This is a genomic window from Streptomyces tuirus (assembly GCF_014701095.1).
In the GTDB taxonomy this organism is placed as follows: domain Bacteria; phylum Actinomycetota; class Actinomycetes; order Streptomycetales; family Streptomycetaceae; genus Streptomyces; species Streptomyces tuirus.
Genome location: NZ_AP023439.1, coordinates 750,895 through 767,738 on the forward strand (window position 1 = coordinate 750,895; position 16,844 = coordinate 767,738).

The window sequence follows — 16,844 nt, forward strand, 5'->3', positions numbered from 1 at the left end:
CACCGCACGTGAGAGGGAACGACCGATGGACACGACCACGCTGGCGGCCTTCCTGGCAGTGGATCTGCTGCTGATCTTCACGCCCGGTGCGGACTGGGCCTACGCGATCACGGCGGGCCTCAGGGACCGGTCGGTGGTGCCGGCGGTCGCCGGGCTGGTGGCCGGATACGCGGGGTACACGCTGCTCGCGGTGGCGGGACTGGTGGTGATCGTCGCGAGCTCCGGGACGCTGCTCACCGCGCTGACCGTGGCCGGGGCCGGCTACCTGGTGTGGCTGGGCTGGGGAGTGCTCCGGCAGCCGGCCACCCTGGCGGCCTCCGAGGCGGAGGTGGCCACCGAGGGCTCCTCCCGGCTGCGGGTCATGCTCAGGGGCGTCGGGATCAGCGGCCTGAATCCCAAGGCGCTGCTGCTGTACTTCTCCCTGTTCCCGCAGTTCATCGATCCCGCGGGGGCGTGGCCGGTCGCCGGCCAGACCGGCCTGCTCGGCTCGCTGCACATGACCGCCTGCGCCGTCGTCTACCTCACCGTCGGAGTACTCGCCCGCACGGTCCTGAGGACCAGGCCCTCCGCGGCCCGGGTGGTGACCCGGATCTCCGGTGCGATGATGATCGTCATCGGCGGATTCCTGCTCGCGGAACGCCTGGCCGGCTGACGGGCCCCGGGCATCCTCCCCCTGTCGAAGGAGCGTACGTGGACGAGCAGCCCCGTCAGGAAGGAGCGAGCCCCGGGACGCGGGCCCTCGTCCGGGACAGCTTCGCCCGCCGGGGCCTGGTGGTCCGAGCGTGCGCTCTGGTCACCGAGGCACTTCTCGGCAGACGAGCCCCAGCGGGCCGGTAGGGCGACAATCAGGTGCAGGAACTCGTGAGCAGGCAGGAGCGGCAGATCCGGAGGCACCGTGCAGGGACACGTACCGGAGGACTTGGCGTTCGTCGTCGACGCCGGTGGAGCGATCACGGTGTGGAGCGACGGGGCGCGCCGCCTGCTCGGCTACGAACCCGCCGAGCTCGTGGGCCGGCCCGTCGACGCCCTGCTCGCCGCCCCTCTCCCGGAGTCCACGCGGCGGGACGCGGCCGAGGGCCGGCAGTGGGCCGGTGAGCTGGAGCTGCGGCACCGCGACGGCAACCGGGTCGTGGTCCGGCTTCGGGGGACGCCACTGCTGGACGCCGAGGGCGGCCGGCTCTGGCTGGTGACCGGCGCCGTGCCGGTACACCCGGGCGCCTGGCACGAGCACGGGGCCCCGTCCCTGTGGGACCTCACCCTCGCCCGGCTCCCCGTACCGGTGGCGGTCTACGACCGGGACGCCCGGCTCGTGGGCGCCAACGAGACCATGACCGAGGTGATGGGCAAGTCCGAGGAGGAGATGAAGGGCCTGACCCTGTGGGAGATCGAGCCGAACCCTCCCTTCGACATCTACGACCGCCTCCAGCGGGAGGCCCTGCGCACCGGCGAGATGATCTTCCACGAGGAGCACAGCAAGGCCCCGGGCGAGATCCGGCCGCACGCCTGGTCCATGTTCATTTCACCGCTGAAGGACGAGGCCGGCGTGGTCCAGGGTTTGTCGGCGACCGTCTTCGACACGACCGAGCAGTACTGGGCCCGGCGCCGGCTGGCGGTGGTCAACGAGGCCAGTCTGCGCATCGGCAGCACCCTGGACGTCACCCGGACGGCCGAGGAGATGGCGGAAGTGGCCGTCGCCGGGGGATTCGCGGACTTCGTCACCGTGGATCTGCTGGAGTCCGTCGTCCGGGGCGACGAGCCGGGACCACTGCCGAAACGCACGCCGGCCACCGTGCGGCGCACCGCCCAGCGATCGGTGCTGGAGGGCTGCCCGGAGTCGGTCGTGGCGACGGGCGACACGATCGGCTACCCGGTGGGGACGTTGCCGGTGCGAGTCCTGGCCGCCGAGCGGGGCGCCCGGCACCGGCCGGGGGATCCCGAGCTGCTGGAGTGGCTCAGGGCCTCCCCCGCCCGCGCCCGGACCGTGACCAAGCACATGATCCACTCGGTGATGATGGTTCCGCTGCGCGCCCGCGGCGTGACCCTGGGCCTGGTGCACTTCATGCGCCACCGCACCCCGGACACGTTCAGCGAGGACGACCTGCTGCTCGCGGAGGACATCGTCGCCAGGGCCGCGGTCAGTGTGGACAACGCCCGCCGCTTCACCCGGGAACGCCGCACGGCCCTGGCGCTCCAGCGCAGCCTGCTGCCCGATCGGCTTCCGAAGCTGGCGGCGATGGACGTCGCCTACCGCTATCTGCCCACCGGAGCCGGTGCGGACATCGGCGGTGACTGGTTCGACGTCATCCCGCTGTCCGGCGCCCGCGTGGCCCTGGTCGTGGGGGACGTGGTGGGTCACGGCATCCAGGCGTCGGCCACGATGGGCCGGCTGCGGACCGCCGTGCGCACGCTCGCCGATGTGGACCTCGCCCCCGACGAGCTGCTCACCCAGTTGGACGACCTGGTCATCCGGCTCGACCGGGAGGAGGGCCCGGAGGTGCGCGGGGCGCAGGAGACGTCGGGGCAGGTCGGCGCCACCTGCCTGTACGCCGTGTACGACCCGGTGTCCCGCCGCTGCACCATGGCCCGCGCCGGGCATCCGCCGCCCGCCCTGGTCACGCCCGACGGCGGCGTCCGGTTCGTGGACCTGCCGGCCGGGCCGCCGCTGGGCCTGGGCGGCCTGCCGTTCGAGGCCGCCGAAGTGCAGCTGGAGGAGAACAGCCTGCTCGCCCTCTACACCGACGGTCTGATCGAGGCGCCCGGCCACGACGTCGAGATCGGGACCTCCCTGCTGCGCCAGGCACTGGGCGGCCCCGCGGTGGCACTCGAGGAGACCTGTGAGCAGGTGCTGCGCACCCTGCTGGCCGGCCGGCCCGCCGATGACGACGTCGTGCTGATGCTGGCGCGCACGGCCGTGCTCGACACCGGGAAGGTCCGCACCTGGCAGCTGCCCCCGGACCCCGCGGCGGTGGCCCGGGCCCGCAAGATGGCGGGCGAGCAACTGGCCGAATGGGGCCTGACGGAGGCGGAGTTCGCCACCGAACTCATCGTCAGCGAGCTCGTCACCAACGCACTGCGATACGGCGGCGCCCCCATCGAGCTCCGCCTGATCCGCGACTCGACGCTCATCTGCGAGGTGTCCGACGGCAGCAGCACCGCCCCGCACCTGCGCCGCGCCCGGGTCTTCGACGAGGGCGGCCGGGGACTGCTGCTCGTCGCCCAGCTCGCCGAACGCTGGGGCAGCCGCCAGACGGCGACGGGCAAAACCATCTGGGCGGAACAGGCCTTGCCGGCCGAGGTGTGAGCCGGGGCACACACGGGCCGGGCGTGTCCGGGTCACGGCGGGCATGTTCCCCGCCGTCCGGTACGGGCGCGGTGTCCGGAGCGGCATGCCGCCACAGACCAGGGGTACTCCGACGATCTTGCAAGCCGGCCTTCGGGCCGTAGTCGTCGGAAGGAGAGCCGTGTCTGACGAGACGGTGAAGAACGTTTTCGTGATCGGGCTCGACGAGGCCAATCTGCCCACGCTTCAGCAGGTCCCGGGAGCCGACCAGCTGCGTTTTCACCAGCTGCTGACGATCGAGGAGCTCCAGGTCGGCGAGGTGGACCTGCCCACGCTGCTCGACAAGGCCCAGGGCGTGCTCGACGCGTTCGACGGCGCTGTCGACGCGATCGTCGGCTACTGGGACTTCCCGGTCAGCACCCTCGTCCCGATACTGAGCGAACGCTACGGCACCCGCAGCACCAGCCTTGAGTCGGTCGTCAAGTGCGAGCACAAGTACTGGAGCAGGCTGGAGCAGCAGAAGGCCACCGACCGGCACCCGCCCTTCGGCCAGGTCGATCTGTCGGCCGAGCCTCCACGCCCGCCCGAGAACGTGAGCTACCCGATGTGGCTCAAGCCGGCCCTCTCGTACTCCTCCGAACTCGCCTTCGGGGTCGGTGACGAAGAGGAGTTCCGCACGGCGGTCGCCGAGATCCGCGACGGCATATCCCGCATCGGCCGCCCCTTCGAGCACATCCTCGAACGCATCGACCTGCCGCCCGAGATGAACGGCGTGGGCGGCCGGGTCTGTCTCGCGGAGGGGGCCATGTCCGGGGTCCAGGTGGCCGTCGAGGGCTATGTCCACCAGGGCGAGGTGACCGTCTACGGGGTCCTGGACTCCATCCAGTACCCGGACTCCTCCTGCTTCCTGAGGCACCAGTACCCCTCGATGCTGCCGCCCCCGGTCATCGCGCAGCTGCACGACGTCAGCGAGCGCGTGATGCGGCAGATCGGCATGGACTCGGCCACCTTCAGCATCGAGTTCTTCTACGACCCGCGGACCCAGGAGATCAGCCTGCTGGAGATCAACCCCCGGCACTCCCAGTCGCACGCGGAGCTGTTCCAGTACGTCGACGGCGTGCCCAACCACCACTGCATGGTCCGTCTCGCCCTGGGCGAGGACCCGCGCATGCCGCATCGCGAGGGCTCGTACGCGATGGCGGCGAAGTGGTACCACCGCTGGTTCACCGACGGTGTGGTGCGCCGGGTGCCGGGCCCCGAGGAGATCGCCCGCATCGAGCGGGAGACACCCGGGGTGCGCATCGAGGTGATCCCCCAGGAGGGCGACCGGCTCTCCGACCTCCCCGGACAGGACAGCTACAGCTACGAGCTGGCGCACATCTACACCGGCGGTGCCGACGAGGCGGAGCTGCGGGAGAAGTTCGACCACTGCGTGGCCGCCCTGGGCCTGGCCTTCGAGGACGCCCCGGCCGAGGCCGACGCCGCGCGAGAGTGAGGAGCACGTGGGTTCCATGCGTTACGTGACCAACCTGCCGTACGAGACGAAGGAGGAGGAGCACGTCACGATCCCGATGTCCGACGGGGTCCGGCTCTCCGCGCACATCTGGCGCCCCACCTCCTCCGACCAGGAGCCGGTGCCCGCGGTGCTGGAGTACATCCCGTACCGCAAGCGGGATCTGACGGCCGTTCGGGATTCGATCCATCACCCCTACCTCGCCGGGCACGGCTACGCCTGCGTCCGCGTCGACCTGCGCGGCACCGGTGACTCGGAGGGCGTGCTGCGCGACGAGTACCTGGAACGGGAGCAGGCGGACGCCGAGGAGGTCCTGGCCTGGCTGGCGGAGCAGCCCTGGTGCGACGGCGGCACGGGCATGATGGGCATCTCCTGGGGCGCGTTCGCCGCGCTCCAGGTCGCGGCCCGCCGTCCGCCGTCCCTGAAGGCCATCGCCATCGCCTCGTTCACCGACGACCGGCACGCCGACGACATGCACTACATGGGCGGCGCCCTGCTCTCGGACAACCTGGCCGAGGCGGGCACCATGTTCGCCTACGGCACCTGTCCGCCCGACCCGGCCGTGGTCGGCGAGCGCTGGCGCGAGATGTGGCACGAGCGGCTGGAGAACACCGAGCCCTGGGTGCTGGAGTGGCTGCGCCACCAGCGCCGCGACGACTACTGGCGGCACGCCTCGGTGTGCGAGGACTACTCGAGCGTCCAATGCCCGGTCCTGGCCTCCAGCGGCTGGGCGGACGGCTACTCCAACGCCGTGACCCGGCTGCTGGGGAATCTGGACGTGCCCCGCAAGGGCCTGATCGGGCCCTGGTCGCACAAGTTCCCCCACCTCGGGGAGCCCGGCCCCGCCATCGGCTACCTCCAGGAGCTCGTGCGGTGGTGGGACCACTGGCTCAAGGGCGTCGACAACGGCGTCATGGACGGGCCGATGCTCCGGGCGTGGATGCAGGACAGCGTGCCGCCCTCCACCTCCTACGAGGAGCGGCCGGGCCGCTGGGTCGGCGAGCCGCACTGGCCGTCCCCGCACATCCGGCCCGAGACGCACCCGCTCACCCGGCACACGATCGGGCCCGCCCAGGACACGACCGCGAAGGCCTCCGAGGGCGGCGCGGCGATGACCGTGCGCTCGCCGCTGTCCGTCGGCCAGTTCGCGGGCAAGTGGGCCTCCTACAACGCGCCGCCGGACCTGCCCTACGACCAGCGGGAGGAGGACGGCGGTTCGCTCGTCTTCGACAGCGAACCGCTGACCGAGCCGGTGGAGATCCTCGGCTCGCCGAGCGTGGAGCTCGATCTGTCGGTCAGCGAGCCGGTGGCCCTCGTGGCGGCACGGCTGTCCGACGTGAGTCCCGACGGCGCCGCGACGCGCGTCTCGTACGGCATCCTGAACCTGACGCGCCGTGACAGCACCGAGTCTCCCGAGCCGTTGGAGCCGGGCCGGCGCTACCGGGCCACCATTCCGCTCAACGGTGTGGCGCAGGCGTTCCCGCCGGGCCACCGCATCCGGCTGTCCCTGTCGACGTCCTACTGGCCGCTGGCCTGGCCGGCGCCGAAGCCCGCCCTGCTCAGCGTCCACGAGCACTCCAGCACGCTCACCCTGCCGGTGCGGCCGGTGGAGGAGCCGGACGAGGTGCCGTCGTCGCCCTTCGGTGAACCCGAGGGCACTCCCCCGCTCGCCATGACCCAGGTGACGCCCCCGGAGGAGCGCTGGGACGTCAAGCGGGATCTGATCGACTACCGCTCCGAGCTGGACATCGTCAAGGACCGGGGCACGGTCCGCTTCGAGGACATCGGCCTGGAGGCCGGCCGCCGCGCCCACGAGCGCTACACGGCGGTCGCCGACGACTTCACCTCGGTCGGCGGCGAGACCACCTGGACGATGCGGTTCCGGCGGGACGACTGGGATGTGCGGGTGGTCACCCACACCCGGCTCTCGTGCGACGAGACGGACTTCTTCGTCGACGCGACCCTCGACGCCTACGAGGCCGACCGGCGGGTCTTCTCCCGCACCTGGAACGAGCAGGTCCCCCGCGACCTGCTGTAGTGGGCCGTCACCGCAACTGGGCGGCGCACCAGCGGAAGTGCCCGTCCTGCGGGCCCATGCCGAAGAGGTCGTACGTGATGAGGGCGTAGGCCTTCCGGTAGAGCTCCAGGATCTCTTCGGCATGGCCCAGTGCGCGGGCGAACAGACGGGTCAGCTCGGCGGTGTGGTGGGCGGCGTCGGGTCCGTACATGTCCCAGACGGCGGCCGTGACGGCGGCCTCGAAGGCGGGGTCGCCGGCGGTGGTGCAGAAGCCGAAGTCGAGGACGGCGACCGGGTGTCCGGCCTCGTCCAGGTGGATGTTGGGCGGCACCAGGTCCCCGTGGACGACACTCTCGGGCCGGTCGGGCAGCGCCCGCAGCGAGGCGGCGGTACGGGACACGACGCCGGCCAGTCCCGGCACGTGCGCGGCGAGGGCGTCCCGGTTGCGGCCGACGGCCCGTTCCACGAGGGCGGCGAGCGCGTCGGAGAAGCGGGAGTGGCCCTGCCACAGCGGCCGGTCGTCCCCCTGGATCACCAGGCGCCGCATGACCTCGCTGCCCGGCACGGAGGCCAGTGCGCGCAGGACGGTGAGCAGGGCGTCGGTCTCCCGGCGGGGCAGGTCACGGGCGGGGCGCCTGCCGTCCCCGTCGGAGCGCAACGGGCTTCCGCCGAGCTCCCGTTCATAGCTGACGAGCACCCCGTCGTGCTCCTCGGCGTCGAGGATCCTCGGCGTGGCGAAGGGCAGGGGGTGCCGGGCGATGTCGGCGTAGAGCCGTCGGGTGAGGTCGAAGTCCTCGGGGGCCCGCCCGGCCCACACCTTGGCGACGGTCCCGTCCTGGAGCCGGTAGACGGCCCCTTCCATGCCGGAGGCGAGCGGCCGGGCGCGCGGGTATCCGCGCCGGGCGAAGTGCTGGACCCAGCGGTCGGCTCCCTGCGCGTCGGTCTCGGTCATGTCCGGCATTCAACCAGCACCCGTGATCCGCTTCCCACAAGGCAGGAGCGACCGGTGCACCGCTCCCGCCTTGTGGCCCTCCCCCCTGCCGCGGCGGATACTGGGGGACTCGCGATACGGACCGGTTCCCGACCCCACCGTCACCGCCAGGAGGAACTCATGACTGTGCGCACAGGACGTGTCGAACTGACCCCCGCCGCCGAGGAACTGCTGCGGCGGCTGACCGGGGCGCACGGGCCGGTGATGTTCCACCAGTCCGGCGGCTGCTGCGACGGCAGCGCCCCGATGTGCTATCCGCGCGGCGAGTTCCGGGTCGGGGCCTCGGACATCCTGCTGGGGCACGTGGCCGGGGACACCCCGTTCTGGATGAGCGCGGACCAGTTCACGTACTGGTCGCACACCCATCTCACCGTGGACGTGGTCCCCGGCCGGGGCAGCGGCTTCTCCCTGGAAGCCCCCGAGGGCGTCCGCTTCCTGCTCCGTTCCCGCCTCCTCACCGACGAGGAACTGCACCGCCTCGACTCGGAACCGCCGTTGCCGAACGGGGCGGACCACACCGCCTAGGGTGGCGCCATGTACACGTCCCGGATGTCCGGCCACGTCGACGCTCCCCATGCCGCCGTCTACCGGGCGCTGCTGGCCCGGCTCGTCGAGGCCGACGGCCCCTTCTGAACCGACGGCCCCTTCCGAGCGGCGGGGTTGCAGGGAACCGGCGCACACCGACGGCGCCCGCCCAGGTCCCTCCAGGTGCGGGGCGCCGAGCCGGCGGGTGTACGCGAACCAGCCGGATGCCACGGCCGTCCGCGGCCTGGGCCGCGGTACGGCGGCCGTCGAGGCCGCCCAGCCCTTCGCGACGGCATTCTTCTCGTGATTCGTGTACACGGAAATGACGTAAAGGCGCTTCGAGACGCTTAAGTGACGGAAGACGAGCACCTGTTCACATGACGTGCATCGAAAGTGATTCACCCAGCGCTTCCCCGTGCACCCGTGCGCCCCCTTGGAGAAAGGGTTCACCAAGTCGGCGGCCCGCTTGGACTGGGCAGGACATGGGGCAAGCACCGCGTCGGTGAAACATCACCGTTTTCCCAGGTCGACTGAAGCAGGTGGTATTCGATGAACGGCTGCGTCCCTGAATCGGAACAGGCGTGGACGGTTGGTACTGCTCCAGGCATATTCCCATCCGTCGGCCACGGTATCGCCTTGTTCCGCCGGCCGCTGAAGTTTCTGAATTCTCTTCCCGCACAGGGCGATCTGGTCGAGATACGCCTGGGCCCGCAGCGTGCGTGGATGGTGTGCCACCCGGAGCTGGTCCACCGAATGCTCCGCGACACCCGCACGTTCGACAAGGGCGGACCGCAGTACGAGAGGCTGCGGGCGCTGATGGGCGACGGCGTCGTCACCTGCCCGCATGCCGAACACCGGCGCCAGCGCCGGTTGCTGCAACCCACCTTCCGCCCCACCGCAGTCGCCGCGCAGACGGACGCGATGGCCGAGGAGGCCGCCGCGCTGTGCCGCGACTGGCGCACGGGGCAGGAGATCGATGTCAGCGCCGCCACGCTGGGCCTGACGACCCGGCTGATCAGCCGGCTCCTGCTCTCCGACTCGCTCGGCCCGGCCGCGGCCGACGAGGTGCGGCACTGCCTCGCCGCCATCGTGCGCGGCCTGTTCGCGCGCACGGTCGTGCCGGTCGACGCGCTGTTCCGTCTTCCCACGCCCGCGAACCGCCGCTACCGGCGCGCGGTGGAGCGGGTGCGCGAGCTCATCGACGAGGCCATCGCCGAACGCCGCCGGGGCACTCCCCGCGACGATCTGCTCGGCCTTCTGCTGATGGCCGCCGAGACCGGGGACGCCGGGGCTCCGGTCACCGACCGGGAGGTCCACGACCAGCTGGTGTCCCTCCTGCTCACCGGTTCCGAGAGCCCGTCGATGTGCCTGGCCTCCACCTTCAGCCTCCTCGCGCAACACCCGGAGGTGGAGCGGCGGTTGCACGCGGAGGTCGACACCGTCCTCGCCGGCCGGTTACCCGACGTCGACGATCTGCCGCGCCTGGTCTACACGAGGTCCGTCCTCACCGAAACGCTGCGCCACTCCCCGCCCGGCTGGCTCTTCACCCGGGTCACGACCCGGGAGGCGGAGCTGGCCGGACGCCGGCTGCCACGGGGGACCACGGTCCTGTACAGCCCGTATCTCCTGCATCACGACCCCGCCTCGTTCCCCGAGCCCGACCGGTTCCTGCCCGAGCGCTGGCTGGAGGGTGAAGCCGCCACCGGTCCGCACGGGGCGCTGATCCCGTTCGCCGCGGGCAACCGCAAGTGCATCGGCGACCTGTTCTCCATGGCCGAGATGACCGTGGCCCTGGCGACCGTCGCCGGCCGGTGGCGGCTACGGCATCCGGCCGGGCGCGTCGCACCACCGCGTCCCGGGGCGACGCTGGGACCGAGGTCCCTGACGATGATCTGCACATCACGGGCGGACGCACCGGGCGGCGCCGCGCCGCACGCCGCCGCCCTCGCACCCGGAGCCGCACCGGCGGCGTCCGGGGTGGAGCACACCCGGAGGGACGGTGACAACGGTGTCCACCACACATGAGGAGAGGGCGGCCGTCGCGCGGGACGTGATTCCCGCTGCCACCCTGGTCGAACTGATCGACGCCCACCTCTACATGCCCTTCCCGTTCCGGCGCAATCCTCAGGAGCCGGCCGCCGCGGCGGGGGTCGACGACTGGCTGCGCGTGACCGGGCTGAGCGACGAGCCCGGGGTCGCGGCCATGATCTCCCACACCCGCCCGGCCGAGCTGGCGTCCTACAACAGCCCTGACGCGGATCCCGGCATCCTGCAGCTCGTCGCTCACCAGATCGCCTACCAGTTCGTCTTCGACGACCGGGCCGAGGAGGTCGGCCGCCACCGGCCCGGCCACCTGCTGCCGATGCTGTGCGAGAGCATCGCGGTCCTGCGCGACGAGGCAGCGCCCAGCACCCCGCTGGGCGCGGCGTTGTCCGACCTCTACCGGCAGATCCGCGAGCGGTGCACACCGGCGCAGGCCGCGCGGTGGGCGTGGAAGAGCCGCGAGTACGTGCACGGACTGCTGTACGAGGCGGTGGCGCAGGTCCACCCCTCACCCCTGCGGTCCGGGCTGTGCACCTCGATACGGTCCCTCACCGCGGGCGTCGAACCCTTCTACCCGCTGTGCGAGGCCGCGCAGCCGTGCGAGCTGACCTCCGGGGAACTCCACCACCCGCTCATGCGGCGCCTGAGCCGGCTGTCGGCCGACGCGGCGGTGTGGATCCCCGACCTGTTCTCCTCGGTCAAGGAGCAGCGGTCCGGCGAAATGATCAACCTGGCCCTCGCCTACCAGCGGGCCCACCACTGCTCCCTGCCGGTGGCCGTCACCCTGGCCATCCAGCAGATCAACCGCACGATCCGCGAGTTCGAGAGGACTTACGCGGAGATCGAACCGGAGTTGAGCCCTTCGGGCGTCGGCTATGTGGAAGGCATGGCCGGCTGGATCCGCGGCTGCTACTACTGGTCGCGCACCGTGCCGCGCTACGCGGACGCGGCGGCCCTGGCGCTGCCGTGAGAAGACGCTTCGTCAGGTCGCGGAGCGGGTGCCCATTCGAGCCACGGTACCCGCGGAATCCGCACTTCACGCGGCTTTAGCAGGTCATTCACCCTTCTTTGTCGTGCTCGTCCCGGAATCCGGAACGAGGGCCATCGGGAGGCGTACGCTCTCGCTGCCTCCCGATGGCCGACGACAGGAAGCGGTAGCGCACATGGCGCATCAGCTGCGGCAACCCACGCCCGAGGACCGGCCGTTGCTCGAGCGCCGCAAGGAGCTCCAAGCGCTCGACTCGGCACTGACGGGCCTGCGGAACACCGTCGACGGCGTGCCCCAGGCGCCCCGGGGCGGGCTCCTCGCCTTCACCGCGCCCGGTGGCATGGGCAAGACGGCCCTGCTGCACCAGGCCCGGGCCCGCGCCCGGGCGCAGGGATTCACCGTGCTGTCGGGCAGGGCCGGTGAGAAGGAGCAGGAACTGGCTTTCCACCTGGTGCGCCAGGTCGTCCAGCCCGCGCTGGCGTCGATGGACGAGCAGGAGCTGCGCACCTTCCTGGGCGGCTGGTACGACATCGTCGCCGCCGCACTGGGCCTGGTCGCGACGCCGAGCGGCCATGTGCCGGACCCGACCGGGGTCCGCGACGGTCTCGACTGGGTGATGACGCGCCTCGCCGTGATGAAGGCGCCCGTCGTCCTGCTCCTGGACGACCTGCACTGGGCGGACGTGGAGTCGCTGAGCTGGCTCGCCTCGTTCGCGCCGAGGGCCGTGGACCTGTCGATGCTGATCGTCGTGGCCTTCCGGCCCGAACTGCCCCTCGAGGCCGCTGCCTTCAGCGCACCCTCCGCCGATCTGGGGAGCCGCCCCTTCACCCTGGCACCGCTCAGCGCCGCGGCCGTGGCCCGGATCATCCGGGACGAGGTCGGCGAGGAAGCCGAGGACGCGTTCTGCGAGGAGTGCTGGGAGGTCACCGGAGGAAGCCCGTTCGAGGCCGTGGAACTCTCCATCAGGCTCGGCGAGCGCAACCTCAGGGGCACCGGTGACGAGCTGCCCGCGATGCGCGACCTGGCGGCCGCGGTGAAGGGGCCCGGGCTGATCGAACGGCTCCAGGGCCTCGGCACCAGCACCGTCCGCTTCGCCTACGCGGCGGCCGTCCTCGGGCAGGCCATCTCACCCGAACTGGCCGCCCGGATCGCGGCGATCGGCAACACGGCGGCGGCCGAAGCCACGCAGAAGCTGCGCGCCGCCCGCATCCTGGCCGACGGCGAGGGGCCCGGCGGGAGTCTGGAGTTCGTCCACCCGCTGATCGCCACCACGATCTACCGGTCCATCCGAACGAGCCTGCGGGAAGGCATGCACAACTCGGCCGCCGAGGCCGTCAGGGCGGCCGGGCTCGGCCACGCCGCCGCGGCCCGGCACCTGCTGGAGGTGCCCTGCGAGGGCAGCTCCGAGGCGGTGGACTGTCTGCGCCGGGCCGCGCGTGAAGCCCTGCACTCGGGTGCCCCGGAGGCGGCCCGGCGGCTGCTGAACCGGGCGCTGCAGGAGCCGCCGCTGCCGGAGGAGCGCGCCGCGCTGCTGCACGAACTCGCCTGCGCGACCTTCCTCATCAACCCCACGGCCACCGTGGCACATCTGCGGGAGGCCCTCGCGGAACCGGACATCGACCCGGAGCTGCGCGCCTCGATGGTGTACCGGCTGACCCAGGCACTGGCCCACACCGACCGGATGGCGGAGGCCGCGACGGTGGCCGCCCAGGAGGCGCAGCGGGCCGCCGCCCATCCCCGGATCCGGCTGCGGATGCAGGGGGACCACTTCGTGTGGAGCGCGTTCCGCACCGACGAGGCGGACTCGGCGGGCCGTTCGCGGAAGCTGGCCCGGCTCGCCGACCGCCTGTCCGGTCGCGGCCTCGAGGAGCGCTACATCCTGGGGTCGCGCGCCTGGGACGCCATGATGTGCGGCGAGCCGCGGCAGAAGGCGCTCGCCTACGCCGAGGAGGCGCTGCGCGGCGGGCTGAGCTGGACGCATGAGAACCGGGGCTTCGAGGTACCCGTCTCGGTCGCGCTGGTGTTCATGTACTGCGACCAGCCGCGACGGGCCGAGGAACTGTTCGCCAAGGGCATGGCCGAGTGCGAGTCAAAGGGCTGGCGCGGCTCCCACCTGGCGCTGGGCCAGACGCTCTCCGGGTACATCCGGTACCGCCGCGGCTGCCTGGCCGAGGCCGAGAACCTGGTACGGGAGGGCCTGCGCATCGCCGACCGGGTGGAAGGCGGGGTACCCGCCCAGTGGTTCGCCATCGGCATCCTGATCCAGACCCTCCTGGCCCGTGGCCGCGTCATCGCGGCACGCCGGCTCGCCGACACCTACCACTACGGCGACAACGTCCCGAACGCCGTCATCTACCCCGATCCGCGCACCGTCTACGCCGAGCTGCTCCTGGCGGAGGGCCGGCCCGACGACGCCGCTCCCCTGCTGTCCCGCGTCGGCGCGTGGCTGGACGGCCGGGACTGGCGCAACCCCGCGTGGTGTCCCTGGCAGCTCGGACTGGCCTCGGCTCTGTCCCGCAGCGCGCCCGACCGGGCGGTGCGCCATGCGCGGGACGCCGTGAAGCGGGCCCGGGACTTCGGCGCGGCATCGGCGATCGGCCAGGCCATGCACGCCCAGGCGGAGGTGACGGGCGGTGAGGCGGGGCTCGATCTGCACGCGCAGGCCGTCGACCACCTCCAGCGGTCGCCCGCCGCGTACGAACTGGCCCGCGCCCTGGTGGGTCACGGCGCCGCGCTGGCCCGCGCGGGACGGCTGCACGACGCCGCCGACCGGCTCTACCAGGGCCTCGAAGGAGCCGTGCACTGCGGTGCCGAGGGCCTGGCCGCCCGGGCGCGGCGGGAGCTGTCCGCCGCCGGGCTGCGGCCGCTGCCCCTGCGCTACCCGCAGACGGACACGCTCACCGCGCAGGAGCGCACGGCCGCCGAGATGACGGCACGGGGCCAGGCCGCTGCGGTCGTTGCCAAGGCACTGCGCCTCACCGAGCAGGGTGTGCGGCAGCTGCTGTCGTCCGTGTACCGCAAGGTCGGCACGGATGCGGCGGGCCTGGCCGAGGCCCTGGAGACGTTCCCCCGGCCGCGGCCGTGACGGCGGGCTGCCACCGGCGGGCTGCCACGGGCAGGGCGCCTCTCACATCGGGCCGGGGCTCGCTCCTCCCTTGAGGCGTTCCAGGTCGGAGGGGCGGACCTGGATGACGACCAGGGCGATCAGCGCGGCGACCGCGGTGAAGATCGCCGCCATGATGAAGGCGGCCGACACTCCGGCGGTCAGGATCTCGTCGGACCAGGGCTTGGGCAGCTGCCCGGTGCGTTCGAACCGGATGCGTTCGGCCGGGGTCGCCTGCCGGAGGAAGTCCGGGACCTGCTTGGCCGCCTCGTTGGTGCTGGCCGTGCCGTACATCGTGACCAGGATGGACAGGCCCAGGGAGCCGCCGACCTGCTGGGTGGCGTTGAGGAGTCCCGAGGCCGCACCGGTCTCCGGCGTGGGCACGTCGGACAGCGCCATGAGGGTCAGCGACACGAACTCCATGCCCATGCCCAGGCTGAAGACGAGCATGGGGCCGAGGACGCTGCCCGCGTACGTGGAGTGAACGTCGGTCAGGGTCAGCCAGGCCAGGCCCGCCGCCGCCAGGATCGCGCCGACCACCATGAACGGCTTGGGTCCGTAGACGGGCAGGAACCGCGAGGCCAGTCCGGCGCCGATGGCGATGACCGCGCTGACCGGCAGGAACGCCAGTCCGGCCGCGAGCGGGCTGAACCCGAGCACGTTCTGCACGAAGAGCGTGAGGAAGAAGAACATGCCGAAGATGGCGGCGGCCAGGCACAGCATGATGCCGTAGGTGCCCGCGCGGTTGCGGTCGGCGAACATGTGCAGCGGCGTGATGGGCTGTTTCGAACGCCGCTCCACCAGGATGAAGGCCGCCAGGACGACGACCGCGCCGGCGAACGAGGCCAGGGTCAGGGGGTCACGCCAGCCGTCCTGCGCTGCTCTGATGAAGCCGTAGACGAGCAGCACCATGCCCGCGGTGGAGGTCAGTGCGCCGGTGATGTCGAAGCGCCCTGGGTGGCGTTCGGACTCCCTGATGAAGCGCGGTGTGGCGAGCACGATGAGCAGGCCGATGGGCACGTTGACGAACAGCACCCACCGCCAGTTCAGCCACTCCACCAGCATGCCGCCGGCGAGCAGGCCGATCGCGCCGCCGCCGGCCGAGACCGCGGCGAAGACGCCGAAGGCGCGGTTGCGTTCCGGTCCCTCGCGGAAGGTGGTGCTGATCAGGGCGAGGGAGGTCGGGGAGGCGATGGCGCCGCCGACGCCCTGCAAGGCGCGGGCGCCGAGGAGTTGGCCGGCATTCTGGGCGAATCCGCCGAGGAGCGAGGCGAACACGAAGAGCAGCACGCCGAAGACGAAGACGCGCCGCCGGCCCAGGATGTCTCCGGCCCGGCCGCCGAGCAGCAGCAGGCCGCCGAAGGTGAGGGTGTAGGCGTTCACCACCCAGGACAGGCTCGTGGTGGAGAACTCCAGGTCGCTCTGGATGTGCGGCAGCGCGATGTTCACGATGGTGATGTCGAGGACCACCATCAACTGGCAGGAGGCGATGACCAGCAGCGCCATCGCGTTTCCGCCACCACCGGATTCCCTGGTGGTGGTCGCCTGTGGTGAAGCCGGCTGCGGGCTGCTGCCTGCGGTGTCCACCGTTCGACGGTACGCCCGGCCCCCACACCCCACCACTCGGACTGAAATATGAGCAAAGTGGGGCGATAATCCGATCAAGGCGGCCCCAGCGGCCCGCGGACGGCGCAATGGGAGGGACAGTGATCCGTGTTCTTCTCGTCGAGCAGACCCGTCTCGTGCGGGGAGCCTTCGCCGCTCTGCTGTCGCGGGAGGACGACATCGAGGTCGTCGCCGAGGCCGACGGCGACGGCGACGTCCTCGCGCGTGCCCTGGTGTACCGGCCGGACGTGGCGGTGATCGGCGTGGACTCCAGGGAGGGCGAGGAGATCGCCGTCCGGGGCGAGCTGCGGGCGCGGCTGCCGGAGTGCCGGATGCTGCTGATGATGGCCTCGACGACACCCGAGCGGCTGCGCCGCATGCTCGATCTGCACGCCGCCGGTGTCATCAGCACCAACGCCCCGCCGGACCGGCTGGTCCACGGTGTCCGCAAGCTGGTGCGGGGGCAGCGATTCGTCGACCCCGAGTTCGCGCTGGCCGCGCTGGACGCGGGAGCGAACCCGCTGACCCCGCGCGAGGTGGAGGTGCTGCGGCTGACCGCCGACGGCACGCCCACCCGGGAGATCGCCGAGCGGCTGTGCCTGTCCACGGCCACGGTCCGCAACCATCTGTCCGCGATCACCCGCAAGACGGGCGGCCGCAACCGGATCGACGCGATCAGGATCGCCACGGAGTCGGGCTGGGTGTGAGCCCCACGCCCCCCGTTCCGCCCCCTGACACAAGAACGGCCGGGCAGGTCATCGAGGTGTACCTGCCCGGCC

Annotated in this window: 11 protein-coding genes; 9 read left to right on the top strand and 2 right to left on the bottom strand. The window is 71.9% G+C overall.

The features are described 5' to 3' along the window. The first annotated feature begins 25 nt into the window (after window positions 1-25). The 4 genes from IGS69_RS03555 (at window position 26) to IGS69_RS03570 (ending at window position 6,831) form a co-directional block, all read left to right on the top strand. Window positions 26-652, top strand: a complete 627-nt coding sequence (locus IGS69_RS03555) for a LysE family translocator (RefSeq protein WP_190896890.1) — start codon at window positions 26-28, stop codon at window positions 650-652. A 243-nt stretch (window positions 653-895) separates the two neighbouring features. Continuing rightward, window positions 896-3,301, top strand: coding sequence for a SpoIIE family protein phosphatase (locus IGS69_RS03560; RefSeq protein WP_190896892.1), 2,406 nt, complete (start codon window positions 896-898; stop codon window positions 3,299-3,301). Between the two features lie 160 nt (window positions 3,302-3,461). Beyond that, window positions 3,462-4,775: an ATP-grasp domain-containing protein gene (locus IGS69_RS03565; RefSeq protein ID WP_190896894.1), complete on the top strand. Its 1,314-nt coding sequence runs from the start codon at window positions 3,462-3,464 to the stop codon at window positions 4,773-4,775. 16 nt (window positions 4,776-4,791) lie between these two features. Continuing rightward, the gene (locus tag IGS69_RS03570; RefSeq protein ID WP_190896896.1) at window positions 4,792-6,831 is read left to right on the top strand and encodes a CocE/NonD family hydrolase; all 2,040 of its coding nucleotides are present in this window, start codon (window positions 4,792-4,794) and stop codon (window positions 6,829-6,831) included. A 7-nt stretch (window positions 6,832-6,838) separates the two neighbouring features. On the opposite strand, the gene IGS69_RS03575 is transcribed toward IGS69_RS03570, so the two are convergent. Continuing rightward, window positions 6,839-7,762, bottom strand: a complete 924-nt coding sequence (locus tag IGS69_RS03575; RefSeq protein WP_232543424.1) for a phosphotransferase family protein — start codon at window positions 7,760-7,762, stop codon at window positions 6,839-6,841. A 159-nt stretch (window positions 7,763-7,921) separates the two neighbouring features. On the opposite strand from IGS69_RS03575, the gene IGS69_RS03580 reads away from it, so the two are divergent. From IGS69_RS03580 to IGS69_RS03595, 4 genes are all read left to right on the top strand, one after another. Continuing rightward, the gene (locus IGS69_RS03580; RefSeq protein WP_190896900.1) at window positions 7,922-8,326 is read left to right on the top strand and encodes a DUF779 domain-containing protein; all 405 of its coding nucleotides are present in this window, start codon (window positions 7,922-7,924) and stop codon (window positions 8,324-8,326) included. 549 nt (window positions 8,327-8,875) lie between these two features. Beyond that, window positions 8,876-10,351, top strand: coding sequence for a cytochrome P450 (locus IGS69_RS03585; protein WP_190896902.1), 1,476 nt, complete (start codon window positions 8,876-8,878; stop codon window positions 10,349-10,351). After that, window positions 10,335-11,339 (top strand): (-)-alpha-amorphene synthase, encoded by a 1,005-nt coding sequence (locus IGS69_RS03590; protein WP_232543425.1) that lies wholly within the window; start codon window positions 10,335-10,337, stop codon window positions 11,337-11,339. Before IGS69_RS03585 ends, IGS69_RS03590 begins: the two co-directional genes overlap by 17 nt. A 193-nt stretch (window positions 11,340-11,532) precedes the next feature. Next, a complete protein-coding gene (locus IGS69_RS03595) occupies window positions 11,533-14,442 on the top strand; it encodes an ATP-binding protein (protein ID WP_190896907.1) in 2,910 nt (969 codons plus the stop codon). Between the two features lie 42 nt (window positions 14,443-14,484). Here IGS69_RS03595 and IGS69_RS03600 read toward each other — a convergent pair whose 3' ends face one another. Next, window positions 14,485-15,966 carry an MFS transporter gene (locus tag IGS69_RS03600; protein ID WP_190904365.1) on the bottom strand — a complete coding sequence of 494 codons (1,482 nt, stop codon included), beginning with the start codon at window positions 15,964-15,966 and terminating at the stop codon, window positions 14,485-14,487. Between the two features lie 200 nt (window positions 15,967-16,166). Between IGS69_RS03600 and IGS69_RS03605 the strand changes: the two genes are divergently transcribed. Next, window positions 16,167-16,772: a response regulator transcription factor gene (locus tag IGS69_RS03605; protein ID WP_232543426.1), complete on the top strand. Its 606-nt coding sequence runs from the start codon at window positions 16,167-16,169 to the stop codon at window positions 16,770-16,772. The last annotated feature ends 72 nt before the right edge of the window (window positions 16,773-16,844 follow it).

Bases quoted from the DNA above. Each gene is read 5' to 3' on its own strand.
- IGS69_RS03555 (WP_190896890.1), top strand. From the start codon at position 26: ATGGACACGACCACGCTGGCGGCCTTCCTGGCAGTGGATCTGCTGCTG.
- IGS69_RS03570 (WP_190896896.1), top strand. From the start codon at position 4,792: ATGCGTTACGTGACCAACCTGCCGTACGAGACGAAGGAGGAGGAGCAC.
- IGS69_RS03575 (WP_232543424.1), bottom strand. From the start codon at position 7,762: ATGACCGAGACCGACGCGCAGGGAGCCGACCGCTGGGTCCAGCACTTC.
- IGS69_RS03580 (WP_190896900.1), top strand. From the start codon at position 7,922: ATGACTGTGCGCACAGGACGTGTCGAACTGACCCCCGCCGCCGAGGAA.
- IGS69_RS03585 (WP_190896902.1), top strand. From the start codon at position 8,876: ATGAACGGCTGCGTCCCTGAATCGGAACAGGCGTGGACGGTTGGTACT.
- IGS69_RS03595 (WP_190896907.1), top strand. From the start codon at position 11,533: ATGGCGCATCAGCTGCGGCAACCCACGCCCGAGGACCGGCCGTTGCTC.
- IGS69_RS03600 (WP_190904365.1), bottom strand. From the start codon at position 15,966: ATGGCGCTGCTGGTCATCGCCTCCTGCCAGTTGATGGTGGTCCTCGAC.